At 66.6% G+C, this 16,031-nt stretch carries 22 protein-coding genes; 7 read left to right on the plus strand and 15 right to left on the minus strand.

Annotated elements, in window-relative coordinates:
- Positions 1-636 (plus strand): LppP/LprE family lipoprotein (locus ACFV4K_RS17970; RefSeq protein WP_379276095.1); only part of this gene is annotated, 636 nt, incomplete at its 5' end.
- Between the two features lie 15 nt (positions 637-651).
- Here ACFV4K_RS17970 and ACFV4K_RS17975 read toward each other — a convergent pair.
- Positions 652-1,170 (minus strand): cytochrome P450, encoded by a 519-nt coding sequence (locus tag ACFV4K_RS17975; protein ID WP_379276097.1) that lies wholly within the window; start codon positions 1,168-1,170, stop codon positions 652-654.
- Between the two features lie 567 nt (positions 1,171-1,737).
- Between ACFV4K_RS17975 and ACFV4K_RS17980 the strand changes: the two genes are divergently transcribed.
- Positions 1,738-2,400 (plus strand): AraC family transcriptional regulator ligand-binding domain-containing protein, encoded by a 663-nt coding sequence (locus ACFV4K_RS17980; protein ID WP_379276099.1) that lies wholly within the window; start codon positions 1,738-1,740, stop codon positions 2,398-2,400.
- 65 nt (positions 2,401-2,465) lie between these two features.
- Here the strand turns inward: ACFV4K_RS17980 and ACFV4K_RS17985 are convergent, their stop codons facing one another.
- Positions 2,466-2,711, minus strand: a complete 246-nt coding sequence (locus ACFV4K_RS17985; RefSeq protein ID WP_379276101.1) for a hypothetical protein — start codon at positions 2,709-2,711, stop codon at positions 2,466-2,468.
- 607 nt (positions 2,712-3,318) lie between these two features.
- Positions 3,319-3,804 carry a peptidylprolyl isomerase gene (locus tag ACFV4K_RS17990; protein ID WP_379276103.1) on the minus strand — a complete coding sequence of 162 codons (486 nt, stop codon included), beginning with the start codon at positions 3,802-3,804 and terminating at the stop codon, positions 3,319-3,321.
- Between the two features lie 105 nt (positions 3,805-3,909).
- Between ACFV4K_RS17990 and ACFV4K_RS17995 the strand changes: the two genes are divergently transcribed.
- Positions 3,910-4,926 (plus strand): TIGR03617 family F420-dependent LLM class oxidoreductase, encoded by a 1,017-nt coding sequence (locus ACFV4K_RS17995; protein ID WP_379276105.1) that lies wholly within the window; start codon positions 3,910-3,912, stop codon positions 4,924-4,926.
- 4 nt (positions 4,927-4,930) lie between these two features.
- On the opposite strand, the gene ACFV4K_RS18000 is transcribed toward ACFV4K_RS17995, so the two are convergent.
- From ACFV4K_RS18000 to ACFV4K_RS18010, 3 genes are all read right to left on the minus strand, one after another.
- On the minus strand, positions 4,931-5,494 hold the full coding sequence (locus ACFV4K_RS18000; RefSeq protein WP_379276107.1) for a PadR family transcriptional regulator: 564 nt from the start codon (positions 5,492-5,494) through the stop codon (positions 4,931-4,933).
- Positions 5,495-5,586: 92 nt separating this feature from the next.
- A complete protein-coding gene (locus ACFV4K_RS18005) occupies positions 5,587-6,012 on the minus strand; it encodes a hypothetical protein (RefSeq protein WP_379276109.1) in 426 nt (141 codons plus the stop codon).
- Between the two features lie 312 nt (positions 6,013-6,324).
- The gene (locus tag ACFV4K_RS18010; protein ID WP_357097199.1) at positions 6,325-7,554 is read right to left on the minus strand and encodes an acyl-CoA dehydrogenase family protein; all 1,230 of its coding nucleotides are present in this window, start codon (positions 7,552-7,554) and stop codon (positions 6,325-6,327) included.
- A 132-nt stretch (positions 7,555-7,686) separates the two neighbouring features.
- Between ACFV4K_RS18010 and ACFV4K_RS18015 the strand changes: the two genes are divergently transcribed.
- Positions 7,687-8,370: a GAP family protein gene (locus tag ACFV4K_RS18015; RefSeq protein WP_379276111.1), complete on the plus strand. Its 684-nt coding sequence runs from the start codon at positions 7,687-7,689 to the stop codon at positions 8,368-8,370.
- Between the two features lie 26 nt (positions 8,371-8,396).
- Here ACFV4K_RS18015 and ACFV4K_RS18020 read toward each other — a convergent pair whose 3' ends face one another.
- From ACFV4K_RS18020 to ACFV4K_RS18045, 6 genes are all read right to left on the minus strand, one after another.
- A complete protein-coding gene (locus tag ACFV4K_RS18020) occupies positions 8,397-8,756 on the minus strand; it encodes a VOC family protein (RefSeq protein ID WP_379276113.1) in 360 nt (119 codons plus the stop codon).
- 3 nt (positions 8,757-8,759) lie between these two features.
- Positions 8,760-9,164, minus strand: a complete 405-nt coding sequence (locus ACFV4K_RS18025) for a hypothetical protein (RefSeq protein ID WP_379276115.1) — start codon at positions 9,162-9,164, stop codon at positions 8,760-8,762.
- Positions 9,165-9,198: 34 nt separating this feature from the next.
- Positions 9,199-9,555, minus strand: coding sequence for an immunity 51 family protein (locus ACFV4K_RS18030; RefSeq protein WP_379276117.1), 357 nt, complete (start codon positions 9,553-9,555; stop codon positions 9,199-9,201).
- Positions 9,556-9,668: 113 nt separating this feature from the next.
- A complete protein-coding gene (locus tag ACFV4K_RS18035; RefSeq protein WP_379276119.1) occupies positions 9,669-10,184 on the minus strand; it encodes a DUF4442 domain-containing protein in 516 nt (171 codons plus the stop codon).
- A gap of 166 nt (positions 10,185-10,350) precedes the next feature.
- Complete coding sequence (locus tag ACFV4K_RS18040) at positions 10,351-11,124, minus strand: ATP-grasp domain-containing protein (RefSeq protein ID WP_379276121.1); 774 nt, start codon at positions 11,122-11,124, stop codon at positions 10,351-10,353.
- A 158-nt stretch (positions 11,125-11,282) separates the two neighbouring features.
- Positions 11,283-11,765 carry a GNAT family N-acetyltransferase gene (locus ACFV4K_RS18045; RefSeq protein WP_379276163.1) on the minus strand — a complete coding sequence of 161 codons (483 nt, stop codon included), beginning with the start codon at positions 11,763-11,765 and terminating at the stop codon, positions 11,283-11,285.
- A 260-nt stretch (positions 11,766-12,025) separates the two neighbouring features.
- On the opposite strand from ACFV4K_RS18045, the gene ACFV4K_RS18050 reads away from it, so the two are divergent.
- The 3 genes from ACFV4K_RS18050 (at position 12,026) to ACFV4K_RS18060 (ending at position 13,537) form a co-directional block, all read left to right on the plus strand.
- Positions 12,026-12,448, plus strand: coding sequence for a hypothetical protein (locus ACFV4K_RS18050; RefSeq protein WP_379276123.1), 423 nt, complete (start codon positions 12,026-12,028; stop codon positions 12,446-12,448).
- Positions 12,449-12,587: 139 nt separating this feature from the next.
- Positions 12,588-13,205: a hypothetical protein gene (locus ACFV4K_RS18055; protein ID WP_379276124.1), complete on the plus strand. Its 618-nt coding sequence runs from the start codon at positions 12,588-12,590 to the stop codon at positions 13,203-13,205.
- Between the two features lie 26 nt (positions 13,206-13,231).
- Entirely contained in the window at positions 13,232-13,537 is a 306-nt protein-coding gene (locus tag ACFV4K_RS18060; RefSeq protein WP_379276126.1) for an immunity 53 family protein, read from the plus strand.
- 108 nt (positions 13,538-13,645) lie between these two features.
- Here the strand turns inward: ACFV4K_RS18060 and ACFV4K_RS18065 are convergent, their stop codons facing one another.
- The 3 genes from ACFV4K_RS18065 to ACFV4K_RS18075 all read right to left on the minus strand — a co-directional run bounded on the left by ACFV4K_RS18065 (position 13,646) and on the right by ACFV4K_RS18075 (position 15,583).
- The gene (locus ACFV4K_RS18065; RefSeq protein WP_379276128.1) at positions 13,646-14,068 is read right to left on the minus strand and encodes a VOC family protein; all 423 of its coding nucleotides are present in this window, start codon (positions 14,066-14,068) and stop codon (positions 13,646-13,648) included.
- Positions 14,069-14,122: 54 nt separating this feature from the next.
- On the minus strand, positions 14,123-14,908 hold the full coding sequence (locus tag ACFV4K_RS18070; RefSeq protein ID WP_379276130.1) for a helix-turn-helix domain-containing protein: 786 nt from the start codon (positions 14,906-14,908) through the stop codon (positions 14,123-14,125).
- Positions 14,909-15,013: 105 nt separating this feature from the next.
- Positions 15,014-15,583, minus strand: a complete 570-nt coding sequence (locus ACFV4K_RS18075; protein WP_379276132.1) for a hypothetical protein — start codon at positions 15,581-15,583, stop codon at positions 15,014-15,016.
- Positions 15,584-16,031: the final 448 nt, after the last annotated feature.

Below are 16,031 nucleotides of genomic sequence, written 5' to 3' on the forward strand. Positions count from 1 at the left end.
GCCGTGAGCCTGGCGGCGGCCGGCTGCCAGGACCAGGTGACGATACCCAGCGGTGGGTCGCAGGCGCCCGCCACCACCGTCAGCGCGGCGGGATCCGCGCCGGCCACGGTGCCCGCTCAGTCGCCGGAGAATCCGCCGCAGTCGCAGGGGAATCCGACTCAGTCCCAGGGGAATTCGCGTCCGCCGGCGGACACCGCGCCCGCCACCGCGGCCAATGGCCGGTGCGTCAGCCTGACGTCACCGGTGGTCACGCAGGCGCTCGGCACGCTCGGCGGCGGCGTGGGCGGGGACGGGTTCTATGCCGAGAGCGGCACCGACGCGGCCGTCGGCTCCTGCCCGGCACTGCTGTGGGTCCGGGCCGGGACTCCGCACGGCACCGCCAGTTCGCCCTGGCATGTGATGCTGTTCAACCACGACGGCTACCTGGGCACGGCGACCAAACGGTCCACCTCCTACACGAGCGTGGTCGGATCCTCCGATCGCACAGTGCAGGTGCAGTACCGCTGGCTGACGGGGAACGATGCGAACTGCTGCCCGTCGGGCGGCCCGTCCGTGGTGACGCTCACCCTCGGATCCGACGGGCACAGCGTCACTCCCGACCGCGACTTCCCCGCACAGGCCATCGCGCCCAAGTGAGTCCGGGCGCGCCGATCAGCGCGCGACGGTCCGCAGGTACAGACCCTGCGGTTGCAGGGCTCCGTAAGCGGCCAGTCGGACCGTGTTGCGCCGCACCGGTTCGACTGTCCAACGGCTCATGATCGAGGCGAGGACCAGGGCTGATTCGGTGAGGGCGAAGGTGTCGCCGGCACATTTGCGGGTGCCGCCACCGAAGGGGATCAAGGCTTTTCGCACGGCGGGGTGCTGGTTGTCGGCGAGCCACCGGTCCGGGTCGCGGGAGAGTTCGTGCAGGGTCCAGGCGACGGTGGTGGCGGTGGATTCGGTGCCCGCCATGAGCATGAGGATCAGCTCGTCGACCAGCTCGGTGCGGGAATCGGGTGTGGCCGGGGCGGATTCGAGGAGGGCGGTGAGGAGGTCACCGCCGATCGCGCCGCCTTCGGTGCGGTTGCGGTCGATCATGTCGGAGACGGCGTGGCGCAGGCGGGTGCGGACGGCCGCGTAGCGGCGATTGGCGGGCAAGGGGATCCGGGCCAGGGCCGGGGGCAAAAACATGCGGCCGTCCACGGGGAGTGGGTCGACCGCCGTTAGAGATGAACGTATAGGTGCCGCAACAGGTTTCGATACCTACCCACGGTCGCCTTTGCTGTCCGGCGGGCGTTCATCGATCACTGTGCGGCGAAATAACTGTAAGATTGCCGGAGTCGTTTCGCCAGTGCGCTTTCGGTCACGAGACGTTGGTATTGGGACAACTCCGCGTGTCACGGGGACACCCCGGTGCACCGCATCGCTCCCCCACAGCCGCACCCGCATCACTCCCGGCACCAGCCCCGATGAAGATCGATTTCCGGCCCGCGGGTGCCAACTTCGGACATTCGTGCCGGGCCCGTCGGCACAGGATGGCGCAATCAGCGGAGCCTTGGCGCAATCGGGGCTGGCCGTGTTGCCCGCGATTCACGAAGCTGGAAGCGGGATCCGGGCGCACCGGCCGCGCCGCGGGTGTACCCGGAGACCTCCAACCGTTCCGCCACGCCACGTGCGTCAGCCGGGCGGCGGCGGCAATCCCGAGGACCAGAGGCAACACCGGTGATCAATCACAGGCCGGCCCAGCGTCGGTATCGAATGCGCCCGATCTCCAGTACCGCACTACTGGTGGATTTCGCGCTGGGCCGCGGCCTGTCGATCGCATCGATCCTGCGGCACACCGGCATCCGCGACGTGCAGCTCGCCCACCCCGGCATCGAGATCACCTTCACCCAGCACGTGGCCGTCATGCGCAATATCGTGCACGGCATCGGCGACGAGGCGGGCGTCGGTCTGATGGCGGGACTCACCTGCCATCCCCCGCAGATCGGCGCGGTCGAGCGCGCGGTCATGAGCCAGCCCACGGTCCGACAGGCGTTCGAGGTGGCCATCCGGTTCGCCGAGCGGTCCTGCTCGCTGGCCCGCCACACCATCGAAACGCGCGGCGACGAGATCGCGCTGGTGCGTGACGATTCCATGCTGCCCGTCGAAATCCGGCGATTCGCCCTCGAGCACGACATCGGCGCCCTGGTCAGCATGCAGCGCGACGCGGTGCAGATGCGGCAGCTCATCAAGCGGGCCGAGACCACGGTGGCCGCCGACCCGGTCTACGAGGGCATCGCGGTGGTACTCGGCGTCCGCGACCTCCTGTTCGAGGCGCCCCGCACGGTGCTGGTCCTGGACCCGCTGCTGCTGGATATGCCCATGCCGCAAGCGAATCCACGCTTCGCGGGCCTCTACGCGGTCCGCGACGACGGCTGAGCGCCCCGCCACCGACCCGCACGCGCTTCGACGACGGCTACGGGTGGCGCTGATCGCGGTGCGCGTCAGGAGCGTCCGGCCAGCACGGGTCCGTCCGAGACGCGGCGTTCGGCGATGGACTCCCATCGGCGGGCGGCCCGCCGAATCGCCTGTGGGCCCGAATATCCCAGGATCTCGGCCTGTCTGGCCCGGCCCAGTCGCTGCCCGGCGGTGTCGGCGCGGCGCAGTCGTTCCAGTCGTGCGCGGTCGAGTTCCTGCCGCCAGGTGGTGCCCGCCTCGGTCAGCCGGCGCTGTAAGGTGCGGCGGCTCACCAGGAGTCGTCGTGCGACGGTGGCGAGCGAGGCGTCGCCCGCGACGAGGGCTTCGGCGAGCGCCTCGGAGACCTGATCGACCCAGGCGCTGGCCAGCGGTGGCGGCGGGGGGGACGGTGGCGGCGACCTTCTCGAGGATGGCGTGCAGTACCGGGTCCGCGGTGGTGAGCGGTACGTCCATATCGGCGGCGCGGAAGGTGATGGAGTCGTCCGACGCCCCGAACTCGATGGCGCGGGTGCCGACCAGGTCGTGCAGATCCGTGTAGTTGCGCGGGGCCCGCTGGCGTAATCGGACGCGGACCGCGTCGAACGGCCCTGCCGCGACCCGGCGGGGCCGCCCGAGCAGGGAGCCGACCGCCCACAGGTGGGTCAGGTCGCGGGCGGTGTCGTCGCCCTCGATGATCTCGAAGCCGAAGGTGATGTCACCGGCCTCCAAGATTCCTCCAGCCGCGCGCACAGGACCACTCGTTGCTGTCGAAAACGTAGTCACAGACCGCGGGATCCGGGGGCGACATCAGCCGATTGACCGAAAGACGAACCCTGTCGGCCGCACCGGAATTCAGAGGATTCACCGGGTCGGTTCGTGGCGAACCGACCCGGCGGAGGATCAGTGGTGGTGGTCGTCGTCGCCGTGCGGGTGACCGTGGGCGAGCTCGTCGGCGGTGGCGTCGCGCACGTCGACCACCTTGACCGCGAAGTTGAGCCGCTGACCGGCCAGCGGGTGGTTGGCGTCGATGATGACCTCGTCGCCGTCGATCTGCTGGACGACCACGATCTGGGATTCGCCGTCCGGGGCCTCGGCATGGAACTCCATGCCCGGCTCGAGCTCGTCGACGCCCTCGAACATGTCCCGCGGCACGCTGCTGACCAGTTCGGCCAGGTAGTCGCCGTAGCCGTCCTCGGGCTCGACCACGACGGTCAGCTCGTCCCCGGTGCTCTTGCCCTCGAGCGCCTGCTCCAGGCCCGGCACGATGTTGTCCGCGCCGTGCAGGTAGATGAGCGGCTCGTCGCCGACGGAGGTGTCCAGCACCTCGCCGTCGTCGGCCGTCAAGGTGTATTCGATGGAGACGACCTTGTCAGCGGCGATCGACATGGGTGACCCTTTCGCAGAGGAATGCGGACCGCGCAAATGTAACCCGGACCCTCCGGTTCGCTACCGTCGGCGTCGACAACCCGCGACACCCGAGGAAGACGGCCGATGAGAGTTTTCGCAGCCCTGGATCCGCGCCTGCCCCTGTCGCAGGTGCCCGCGGTGGCGCGCCGGATGGAGGCCCTCGGCTTCGACGGCATCCATATTCCGGAGACGATCCACGACTCCTTCGCGGTGGCGCTGCTGGCCGCCGAACACACCAGCCGCATCACCCTGCGCACCGCGATCACCCTCGCCTTCGTCCGCTCCCCCACGGTGGTGGCCTACGGCGCGTGGGATCTGGCGGCCTTCTCCGGCGGCCGCTTCGAACTGGGCCTTGGCACCCAGATCAAACAGAACATCGAGGGCCGCTACGGGATGCCGTGGTCCGAACCCGTTGCCCGGATGGGCGAATACCTGGAGGCGGTGCGGGAGTTGTTCGCGGCCTTCACCTCCGGCGGGCCGGTCGGATATGAGGGCGAGCACTACCGGCTCACCCGGATGCAGCCGTATTTCAATCCCGGGCCGGGCACGGCGGTCGCCCCGCCGGTGCTGCTGGGCGCGGTCAATCCCGGAATGTGCGCGCTGGCAGGGCGACTCGCGGACGGCGTGATCACCCATTCGACCAACTCCGATCCGGACTATCTACGCGACGTGGTGCGGCCCGCATTGGAGAAGGGCGCTGCCGAAGCGTCCCGGCCGACGCCCGGGATCATCGCCGCCGCGCCGGTCGCGACGGGTGCGAACGCGGAGTCGGTGGGCAAGGAACGGGAGCGGATGCGCCGCCTGCTGGCCTTCCTCTATTCGACGCCGTCCTACAAGTCGACGCTGGTTCGCCTGGGCCTGCCCGAATTGTTCGACCAGCTGCGGGAAATGACGCAGGCGAACCAGTGGGACCGGCTGCACACGGTGATGACGGATGACGTACTCGACGCCCTGCTCATCTGCGGCGACTACGCCGCGCTGCCGGACCTGCTGCGCGAGCGGTATGACGGCCTGGTCCAGGGCGTCGTGCTGTCCGCGCCCGCCGATGACGGCGCGGACGATCGGCTGCGGCTCGCGATCGAGGACCTGCGCTCGCGCTGAACCCCTAGGTGTGGGCCGCGATCCGCCGTTCGATGACCGACAGCGCGAACTCGGCCCACCGAATGTTCTCCTGCTCCAGGGAGATTCCGCGCAACAGCGTCAGATACGGCCCGACCCGGTCGACTTCGGCCAGGTAGGCCTGTTCGCTGCGCCCGTCCAGCATCCGGGTGCGCAGCCGTTCGTAGCGGGCCAGGCGCGCCCGCGACCATTCCTGTTTGGCGGCGACGGCGGCCCGCACGGCGGTGGCGTCCCCGGGTTCCATGGCCTGGACCTTCACCATCATCTCGTCGCGGATGGCGGTGGGTTTGGCGGGCTCGGAGATGAATTCGCGCAACGCGGCCCGCCCGGCGGGGGTGATGGCGTGCAAGCGTTTGGTGGGGCGGCGTTCCTGTTCGACGACGCGGGTCTCGATGAGCCCGTCGGCCGCCATCCGCTCGAGTTCCTTGTACAGCTGCTGCGGGGTGGCGACCCAGAAGTTCGCCACGGGGGCGTCGAAACCCTTGGCCAGGTCGTAGCCGGAGGCCTCACCGTCCAGCAGGGCGGCCAGCACCGCGTTTCGTAGCGCCATCAGGTCAGGCTAACTGATCAATTAATTGACTGTGCGCGGCCGATGCGGACCCGGGGGCGCGGCCGCGCGCCCGCACCCCCGGGTTCGCGGCGCTACTTGGCCGAGAGGCTGCTGAGCAGGCCGGCGAGCGGGTTGCTCGCGGACGAGCCGGTGCCCGGGACGGGGACCGGGGTGCAGTCCACGACGTCCACGGTGATCGTCTTGGTGCTGATGACTTCCTGGATCGCCTTGAGGGTGTGCGAGCCGACGGTGGTCGGGGTCCAGGAGAAGACGGCCTGGCTGTTGGAGACCTTGGCATTGCCGACCGAGGTGTCGTTGTCGCTCAGGGAGACATCGAACAGGAACGAGGTCGGGGTGACGGCGACGGTCACGGTGGTGGCCTTGTTGAGGCAGACCTTGGCGTCGCTGACGGTGATCGAGTTGACCAACGCGCTGGCGTTGGGGGCGGTCAGCGCGGCGACGGCGGCCGCTGCGCCGATGGCCGTCGCGCCGATGCCGGCACGGTGGGAATTCTTCATGAAAGTGTGCTCCTCACTATTCGCCCACAACTTCGTGAGCGATGAGAAACGATAGTGCTTCACTACTGGTGACGAGTCGCTTTCCGCGCATCCATCTCGCTCGCGCTCACCCGGCCCGGCAGGGGTCCGGCCGTGCAGGTGGATCGCGCCGTCGCCGGCCGGGTTCTTCGAATTGATCAGCGCGCGACTGGATCTCGGGTCGGCGCTGGTGGACCCGCACCCGTGCGGTGTCGCTGTGCACGCCCGCGGGCAGCGCCAACCTCATCGAGACCTTGATGGGGTGAGCCCGCGGGCGTGCCGACCGGGGACGGACTAGCCGCCGAGCAGGCCCTTGGCGATGTGGGTCACCTGGATCTCGTTGGAGCCGGCGTAGATCATCAGCGACTTGGCGTCACGGGCGAGCTGCTCGACCTTGTACTCGGCCATGTAGCCGTTGCCGCCGAACAGCTGCACCGCCTCCATGGCGACCTCGGTGGCCGCGCGCGAGGAGTACAGCTTCATCGCCGACGCCTCGGCCAGGGACACCTTCTCCCCCGCCGCGGTGCGCTCGATGGCGTTGAACACCATGTTCTGCACATTGATTCGCGCGATCTCCATCTCGGCCAGCTTGAGCTGGATGAGCTGGAACTGCGCGATCTCCTTGCCCCACAGCTTGCGCGACTTCGCGTAATCGATGCTGAGCCGGTGGCATTCGTTGATGATGCCCAGCGCCAGCGACGCGATGCCGATCCGCTCGGCCGCGAACGACTCCTTGGCGCTGTCCTTGCCGTCGCCCTTGGCCGGGGTCTCGGTCTCGCCGAGCAGCCGGTCCGGGGTGATGCGGACATTGTTGAAGAACATCTCACCGGTCGGCGAGGAGTTCATGCCCATCTTCTTGAACGGCTTGCTCTGCGTGAAGCCCTCCATGCCCTTGTCGAGCACGAAGGTCAGCACCTTGCGGTCCCGCTTGTCGACGCCGTCGCCCTCGTCCAGCTTGGCGTAGACGACGGTGACGTCGGCGTACGGGCCATTGGTGATGAAGGTCTTCTGACCGTTGAGGATGTAGTCCTCGCCGTCACGCCGCACGTACGACTTCATGCCGCCGAACGCGTCCGACCCGGAGTCCGGCTCGGTGATCGCCCATGCGCCGACCTTCTCGAAAGTGACCAGCTCCGGCAGCCACCGCTTCTTCTGCGCGAGCGTGCCGCGGCTGCGGATGGTGCCCACGGTCAGCCCCAGGCTCACGCCCATCGAGGCCACCAGACCCAGGCTGATGCCCGCCAGCTCGCTGTTGAGGATCACCCCCATGCTGCCCGACCCGCTGAACCCGCCGCCCGACTTCCCCGAGCCGCCCGCGCTGGTCCCTTCCTCCTTCGCGAACGCCTTCTCCAGACCTTCCTTCGCCAGCTCGTCCAGCCCGAAGGTGGCGTACAGCTTCCGGATGATGTCGAAAGGCGGCAGCGCCCCGCTCTCCAGCTGCTCGACGTTGGGCTTGATCTCCTTGTCGATAAACCCACGCAGCGCGTCGCGGAACATCAGGTCTTCGTCGGACCACTGGTACATGTAGTGAACTCCCGAGGGCTCGCGGAACGGTTACCCCCGAATATAGAACACGTTCTACTTCGATTGGACGCCGCAGGTGAGCTCATCGGGGCGATCCGGGTGGGGTGGCCGGTCTGTATGGTCGGTTGGGACATGCTGATCTTCCTACTGGCGCTCGCGGGATTCGCCTTCCTCGATTCCCTGCACGTCCTGAACATCGGGATCACCGCCGCGGTGGTCGTCGACAGCCGGCTGGGTCGCCGCTCACCGGTTCCCGGGGCCTTGAGCTTCATCGCGGGACTCTTCGCCGTCACAACAGCATTCGGGATCTGCACCGTCTTGGGGCTCGGCTTCCTGACAGATCTCATCCACTTCGACATCACGCCGACCATTCGCTATTGGGCCGAGCTCGCCATCGGGGTACTGCTGCTGATCCTCGGCGCGGTTCGACTACCCAGTCACGCGACCAACGAAATCCCGCCCTGGGCCATCGAGGCCAGACGACGACCGCTACTCCTGGGCTTGATCGGAGCCGCGATCGGTCTCGCGCAAGCGCCGACCGCGGTCCCCTACCTGGCGGCATTGGCGATGCTCACGATCCGAGAACCACGCCCCACCCTGTGGCCCCTGATCGTGGCCGCCTACTGCCTCATCGCCCTCTTGCCACCGCTGCTGGTGCTGTTCGCCGCCACCCGCCGATCAGCCCGCGTACAGCGGTTCTACCGCGGTTTCGTCCGCGCCCTGACCCGATTCGGACCCATGTCGATTCGAATCCTCTTCGCGCTCTTCGGAGCCGCGCTCATCGCGGACGCCATTCGGCACTACTCGTCGTTGTAGAGGTCCACTCGTGCGGATCCCGCCCGTCATGCTCCCGCGATCTCGATGACGAAGATCGAGTTGCCGTCCGGATCGACGAACGGGGCTTTGCGACCGGCAGCGCCGTCCAGCCCGACGAGGATGAACGGTCCGGGATCGACACCGCGTGAGCCGATTCCGGCGACGGCGGTCTCCAGGTCGGGAACGGCGATGTTCACCAGCGCGCGGCCGGCGTGCTCGGGGTCGACCACGATGTAGACGAACACGGTGTCGGCCAGCTGCCACATCGCCTCGGTCCCCGGCGTCACCAGGACATCGGCGGCGCGACCGAACAGGCGGGTGTACCAGTCCTCGGCTGCCGCGAAATCGGTCACCGCCAGGCCGAAGAACAGCGAGTTCACGTCCATGCGTCAGCCGATCGCGGTCTCGTGCACGGAATGCCACCGGTAGCCGTCCGGTTCGGCGGTCAGGACCGCGGTCACCCGGCGAGCGGCGCTACCGTGCGGGCTGTGGTGGATCTCGAGGAAGCGGACCACGACTATCCCGCCCACCCGGTTCAACTCGACTACCTCATCGATCTCGATCCGCAGACCGGACACCGCATTCCGCGCCGTGCGCAGCCCGGCGAGCAGCGCCTCACGCGCAACCACCGACCCGTCGGTACTCACCATGGTGAACCCCGGATCCTGTGCGCCGGCGAAGCGTTCGAACACCTCGGGATCCGCCTCGCTACCCAACCAGGCCGCGAGATCGTCGTGCAGGTTCTGAATCGCGATGCCAAGGTCCACCGTGCTGACTGCTCTGTCGTCGGTCACACCAGCGATCGTACGGACGGCCCGCCGTCACCGGTCAGTCGAACCAGTCGGGGTCGCCGCCCGCGATGAACCCGGACAGGATCGTCGAGTCCCGATGCGCCTCCTGCAACAGCGCCCCGAGTTGCCGGAGCGCCTCGGCGTCTTCCCCGTAGGCGACGAACATTCCCGCCTCGGGGTCGTAGTCGATCCGGTCCGCCAGCTCGGGCGCTCGCATCGCCACCGCCGACCGCGCGACCCCGGCCCAGCCGTAACCGCCACCGTCGTAACCGAGCTCGGCGAACACTTCCTCGGTGGAGAGCATGTGATTGTCGGACAGCATCAGGCAGAAGTGCCCAGGCTTGTGGTCGTACTCGAAGAACACCAGCGGGGCGTAAGTTTCACGATCGGTCACGACTGGAACCTATCGGACCCCTCCGACACCGAGTTGCCGTCACCTGGTCGCCGCACAGACGGGCCAGCAGCGAACCCGGCTCAGAGTGAGTGCATCCCGTTGTCCTCGAAGGATCAGGGGCGGGCTTCTGAAGTCTCCGGCTGCTTCCGGACGTAGAGGGTCTGGTGTGCGCGAGCGACCAGGGCGCCGTTCGAATCGACGATCCGGGTCTCGTGCTCGGTGATGGATTTCGAGCCGTCGGCGGTGGTGCGGCGGATGTCGTCCATCAGTTCGCGGGGCATCAGCATGGTGGTTCGGACGGTGCCACGGCCGGGGGCGATGAACTCGATGTCGGCGGTGGTGTTCCAGATTCGATAGCCCTGGCCGAGTTGGCCGTTGGCCATCATGCCGAAGAACGGGTCGGTCATCGCGAACAGGGACCAGCCCGGTGCGGCGCCATTGTGGTTGGAGTTCCAGCGGCGCACCTTCAGGCTCACGTCGGTGGACGTCCAGTCGTCGGCGAATCGGTCTACTCGCACTCCGAGGAACAGGAGGGACGGGGCGAGGTTCATGACCGTGCGGAGCCTGCGTGGTGTCAGGACGGCTGCCGGGATGGTCCGTCCTTCGAATCCCCCTGGTTTGAAACGCATTTCGCCACCCTACCTACCGGCCAGTACAGCGCATGCCAGGCGGAGGCCGTGCGCGCCGTCGAAGCCGAGAATCAACTTCCGCATGCTGGTGCCTCCAGGTGCTGTCGGGATATCCACCGGTACTGACGGCGGCACCATCCGAAACTCATCGGAGTGCGCGTCCTAGTCACTCCTCCGCGCGAGCGAGGGCCTCGGCTTCCATCGCGGCGATGAAGTCGTCGACGTTCGAGCCGTAGATACCCCAGCTGTTCACGCCGCCGAGCTCGACGAGGCGGAGCTCGCCGTCGGGGCCGACGCCGACATCGACGGTAACCATGGTGGAACCGAGAGCGAGTAGCCGCGCCGCGGCCGTCTCTGCGAAATCGCGCACCTCCTCGGGGACGGGGAGGTACGGCTCGACCGGATAGGAGCTGCCGCAGACGAAACGGCCATTGCGACAGAAGCAGCGGTACTCCTGCTCGAAGGTCACCACCTCGGATACGACGACGAGCTCGTCCCGGTACTGGTCATAGGTCTGGAGCCAGTCGTCCAGCTCCTCGATCGCATGAACGCCTGCAGGAAACAGCTTGTAGTTCGTGTCGCTGCGGATGAAGACCTGGTCACTGTCGAACATGCGCCGGAGCGGTAGGTCGGGAACCGCCGTGAACGGCACGAAGAAGGCGGCGCGCCCGAGGAGGTCGTACACATGGCGGTAGTAGGACGAACAACGCAGCGTCGCATAGTCATCGAATACCGCTTCGCCGAGCTGCGGCACGCGGCGCAGACTCCTCATGGTCGGCATCGTCCCGTACCCGACAGTCGTGCGACCTGCTTCGACGACAGGCCAGCGCCCCATCATCGCGTCACGCGGTTCGACGATCAGTGCGTCGCCCAGCGCGGCCGCGACGACAGCGGAACCGGGGAATTCCTCGTGGAGATCGATGAGCCATTGCGGTCGCATGGCGCGATGCTATTCGCCTTGGGCGTGCGAAGACCGCGCGAGGCGCAATTCGCGGGCAGTCGGTGCGAAGCGTGAATTGCCTGTGCCGGTAGGCCTTCACGAGTTGCCTGGGCCCACGGCAACATCACCTCGTCCCAGCATGGCCGATCGGGCGAGCGTCAGTCGGTTGGCGCGAAGCGATAGACACGGGACTCACGCACCTGGAATCCGAGGCGCTCGTAGAGGCGATTGGCCGCGGTCCTGGATGCCCGCGAGGTCAAATCCAGCGTTCGCGCGCCAGCGGCCGTGGCTCGGGTCTTGGCTTCCTCGATCAGCGCCGCGCCGACGCCCTGGCCACGAGCCGAATCATCGACCACCACATCTTCAACTCGCGCCCGAAGGCCAGACGGAATCGGGCACATCACCAAACTCGATGTCCCGACGATCTTTCCGCCACTTCGTGCGACCAGGACAACGGTCGACTCCGCAGAGACCAATCGCGCCAACGATCTCGATCCAACCGCTCGGCCGTTCGCGACAGCTGAGGCATCAGCCGGTCGAACGCCTCCACGATCTCGTCGTCGACCTGAATCACTGCTTCCACGGTGACAACCATCTCGGCACTGTACTGGCTGTTGGCGCGTAATCGTTGTGGCTGCCATGTCGTCGATCCGTGCGGACACGGGGTGCTATCGGAGCTCGGTGCCAGCGCGGCCGCATTAGTGGTAGCTGTCTACGGCTTTGCCCTTCTCTTCGAAGGCATTCCCGACGAAGAATGGAGTTCGTAGTCCTATAGGGCGTGGATAGCCTTTACAGAGGTAGCCGGGGACGTGGGTAGGCAGTTGTGGAGAGCCCGTGGAGATTTCCTGCGGATCCGGTGCGACCAATGGAGGTGGCCGTCGTGGGGTGTCAGCATGATCGCATGCTTGCGACGAATATCCCCGATGACCAGGGTCATGCGATGCCGCTTCGGTGGTCGCCTTGGCTGATTCTGCTATTTCCAGTCATCGGCGCGATATTGGCGGTGTGGACCTACCACCGGATGGCGGGCATAACCCTCGACTGCGTTCACCTCATCGATGGAGGAGCCGGTTTCGCACTCATGTTTCTCGGTGTCGCTGGGCTGCTGAGCATGTCGTTCGTGGGTCTGGTGACAGGACTGCTCGCGGTCATCGCCAATCACCTGCTGCGCACCTCGGCGACTCTCCACCGAATCAGCGGGACCGTTCCGGCGCTGATAACCTGCGTGGGTATCGTTCTGCTGGCCCTCATATGTCTGCGTTTGCTGAACGAGGCCACGCCGCCGGCCGACTATTGCAGCAAATTCAACCTGCCCCGGGACTGAGCTGATTTCAAGTGGGGGCCTGGAGTTCGCGGTCCCCCAGGACGTGGATGGTTCTGGCATACGGCCCATGCCTGATCGGAACAGCGTGTTTCCGTGAGCTGGTACCTTCGATTCCGATCGCGCCGACGGGGAGGGCAAGATGGCCGGCGCACCCGTGACGACACTGCATGACTTCCAATTGTCGATGCTTCACCCGATGTGCAAGAGCGCCCCGACGCAGGCCGCAGGACTGCTCGATCGAATCGGTGCGACCAGCGCCGACACTGCGGTCGCGCAGGCGCGGTGGTGGTTTGGCGACGCCACGAACAACTTCACGACGATTGCCGAATACGTAACCGCTTGGGGTGCACCGGATTCGGAAGACATCGAACGTTACGACGAGCGGGAGATTCGCTCGGCGCGGTGGGATTTGCCGTTCTGGCCCGGCATGCAGTTCGAGTTCCGGGCGATCGGGCCTCGTCATCTCTTCCATCGAATGCTCCGTCAGCCGGGAGTGCCTGCGCCGCAGTTGGCTTCGATTGAGGATTTGATTCCCTGGTCGTGTACGAAAGAGGAGTTTCTGGGCTCCGGCCTGGGTCCATTCGATGAAGACACCGACCTCGGCTCGATCGGGAACCGAATCGACTTCGAGGCGGTCGACCCCGAGTCCGGGCGCAGACGTCCCTACCGTGCCCGCTTCGACTGGTGTCTGCTGCAATCGGTCGAACCGGTGCGATGCCGTCGCCCCCTGCCCAGCGGTATCGTTCCGCGCCTTTGAACTCGTTGTGATTAGCATCGGCGTTCATGTCCGAGCATGAACATGTCCTCGACTGGCTGCAGAGCTGGTACGCCGCGCAGTGTGACGGCGACTGGGAACACGGATGGGGTTTGCGGATCGAGACGCTCGACAATCCCGGCTGGCTGGTCAAGATCGATCTCGAGAAAACGGATCTGGCGGACCAGGAATATCCTCGACAGCAGATCGACCGGAGCGAGCACGATTGGGTTCATGCCTGGACCGCTGGGCAGACCTTCCACCTGGCCTGTGGTCCGCGCAATCTGACCGAGGCGCTCGCGCTGTTTCGTGTCTGGGCATCGGCGCGGGACTGAACAGCGCGAACGGCGTCCGTAAGCGGGCGCGCCATACAGGCGAGGCCGAGGGCGTCGGATATCCCTGTGGTGGTGCGGAATCTGCCAGTGAGCGCTAGCGCGCCGATGTCAGTCCTGGCCGGTCGTGGTGGCGTCACCCATAGCGTCCGCGTTGTAGGCCAACAGCTCCCAGCTGTGGCCGTCCGGATCGTCGATGGCCCGGTTGTACAGCCACCCCATGTCCTGTGCCTCCCGTGGCTCGGTGGCACCCGCGGCCAGCACGGCGTCGACAAGTCGGTCCACCTCTTCGCGCGACCCGGCGGCCAGTGCGTTGATCACCTCGATCGGACCATCCGCGATGTCTCGTTTGGTGAAAGTCGCGAACGTCTCGCGTGTCATCAGCTGCACGACGATCGCGTCGGCGAGGACCACCTGGGCGGAGGTGTCCCCGGTGAAGTCCGGGTTGATCGTGCCTCCCATCGCCGTGTACACCTTCTTGCTCGCTTCCAGGTCGGTGACCGGCAGGTTGACGTAGATCTGCGTGAATGCCATGACGTGCCTCCAAGGATGGTCGGTGTGCCGGGTGTTCCCGGCGACACCGCAAACCTAGGGGCGTACCTCGACATCGGTCTTGTACAGAAGCGACAACATCTCGTCGCTGTCTCCGCGCCGCAGCTGAGAAGCTGTGCGGCCGATGAACCGGGTCAGCGAACGCGCTAGGTGCGGCTGGTCGTGGTATCCCGTCGACTGCGCGACCTCGATCAACGGCATACCCTGCTGCACCAGCAGCACAGCCTGTCTGGCCCGCTCGATCTGTCGGATCGCGCCCTGCGTCAGCCCGGTCGCCGCAACCACTCGCCGCTGCACCGAACGCGGAGTGACCAGAGTGGTCCCGTCCCCGCGCAGCACATCGGTGACCAGCGGATCACGCACCAGCAGTCCGGCGCGGACCAGACGGTCCACGAAAACGTCCGCATTGTCGTAGGCCGGAATCTCCCATTCCTCGCCCTGCAGCACGAACGAGTGAGCCGTGGTGTGCGGACTGGACACCGCGGTGTCGACCAACGTCGGCACCGGCATCGGCGCCAGGAACGTGCCATGACGGAAGATGATCCCGAGCGTCTCGCCCGCATGCGGCCCCAGCTCCAGCACCGTGGGACCGGTCTCCGGGCCGCGGACCGAAACGTGTGGCTCCCCACGGTCGCGCCAGACGACAAGCTCCCAATTCGAATTCGCCACCGACCGCATCCGCGCCGCTACCGTCCCGGCAACCGATCCAGCCCGATAGACCCGCTCGACATAGGGGGAATCGGACAGGCGCTGCTCGACTCCACCGGCCGGCTCGAGGCTCACGACCAAGAAACTAACACCACAGCTCGCCTGCTGCAGCACCCGACGTCTGCCGACGCGGACGCCTTCAGTCTCACCAGATCGGCCAAATACATGCAGGCGGCCCCCAGATGCGAGAGGGCGTGGGAGGCCGACTCATGAGCCGCCTCAGCGGGCGGGCTCCACGACCATAGGCACGATCGGGATACCGGCAGGATCGAACAAGTCCCGACCACACGAGTCGCACTCGCCCTCACCAGGCTTCGCTTCCGTCTCGGGGAGCTGCCACACGTTCATGCCACCGCACGGACAGTCGATGATGTACAGCAACTCGCGAGAAGGCCGATCCAGACCCCACGCCAGACTCGACGCAGTCGTGCGCCGCATAACACCGACACGATAGGTGTCGTCGCCGGACCGTAGTTCGCCGAGCGCCAACCCCGCACTCACCAGGGCTTCATCCACTGCGCGCAGGATCGCCGGCACGTGTTCACCACGCTCGAGGTCGGCCTCGGCCGCTTGCCTGGCAGCGGACTCGACTGCGGCGACAACCGCGTGGTCCTTCCCGAAGGCCGCCACCCGAGCCGCCACGAACTGCGCTATCTGTCCGGCCCGTTCCTCGCCGGACCAGTCGACCGGCAAGAGAACCCCCTCCTGGATCAAGGAATCCACCACATCGTCCCCATCGAGTAGGAACCTCTGCTCAGCCGCCGCAAGGAAATACGCCATATCGCCCACGCCGCCAGCATACGAACGGCTACGCAACCCCGAGCCGGGTGCGGTAGGCCGTCAATGCCTGTCAGCCCTAGGTCATCCAAGCCAACGGCACCGGTTGGTCTGTGGGCGTTCTTCGTGTCAGTGGCTGCGTCGACTGCCCGGAATTCCGCCCTGGAGAGCCCGGATGCTTTCGCCGCCTTCGTCGCTGTTCAGGACCTTCGGAGCTGGCCATTTCGGCTCCGGCCGCTCAGGCTCAAACCCTCGTATCGGCTTGCCAGGCTGAGGGTTAGCAACAGACTTGGCTGACTCGACACACACTGTGGCACTGCCCGGGAGCGGATGCGAGTACAGGAGCCCTGTGCGCGTGTTCACCCGGGTTCGCCGGCCACACCGCGGGCAATCGTAGGGCGCGGAGTCAGGGCTACTGGGCACACTTCACGGTACGTTGAGAACGCCCAACTCGCTTGGA

Origin of the sequence: Nocardia sp. NPDC059764 (genome assembly GCF_042732555.1) — a bacterium.
GTDB lineage: Bacteria > Actinomycetota > Actinomycetes > Mycobacteriales > Mycobacteriaceae > Nocardia.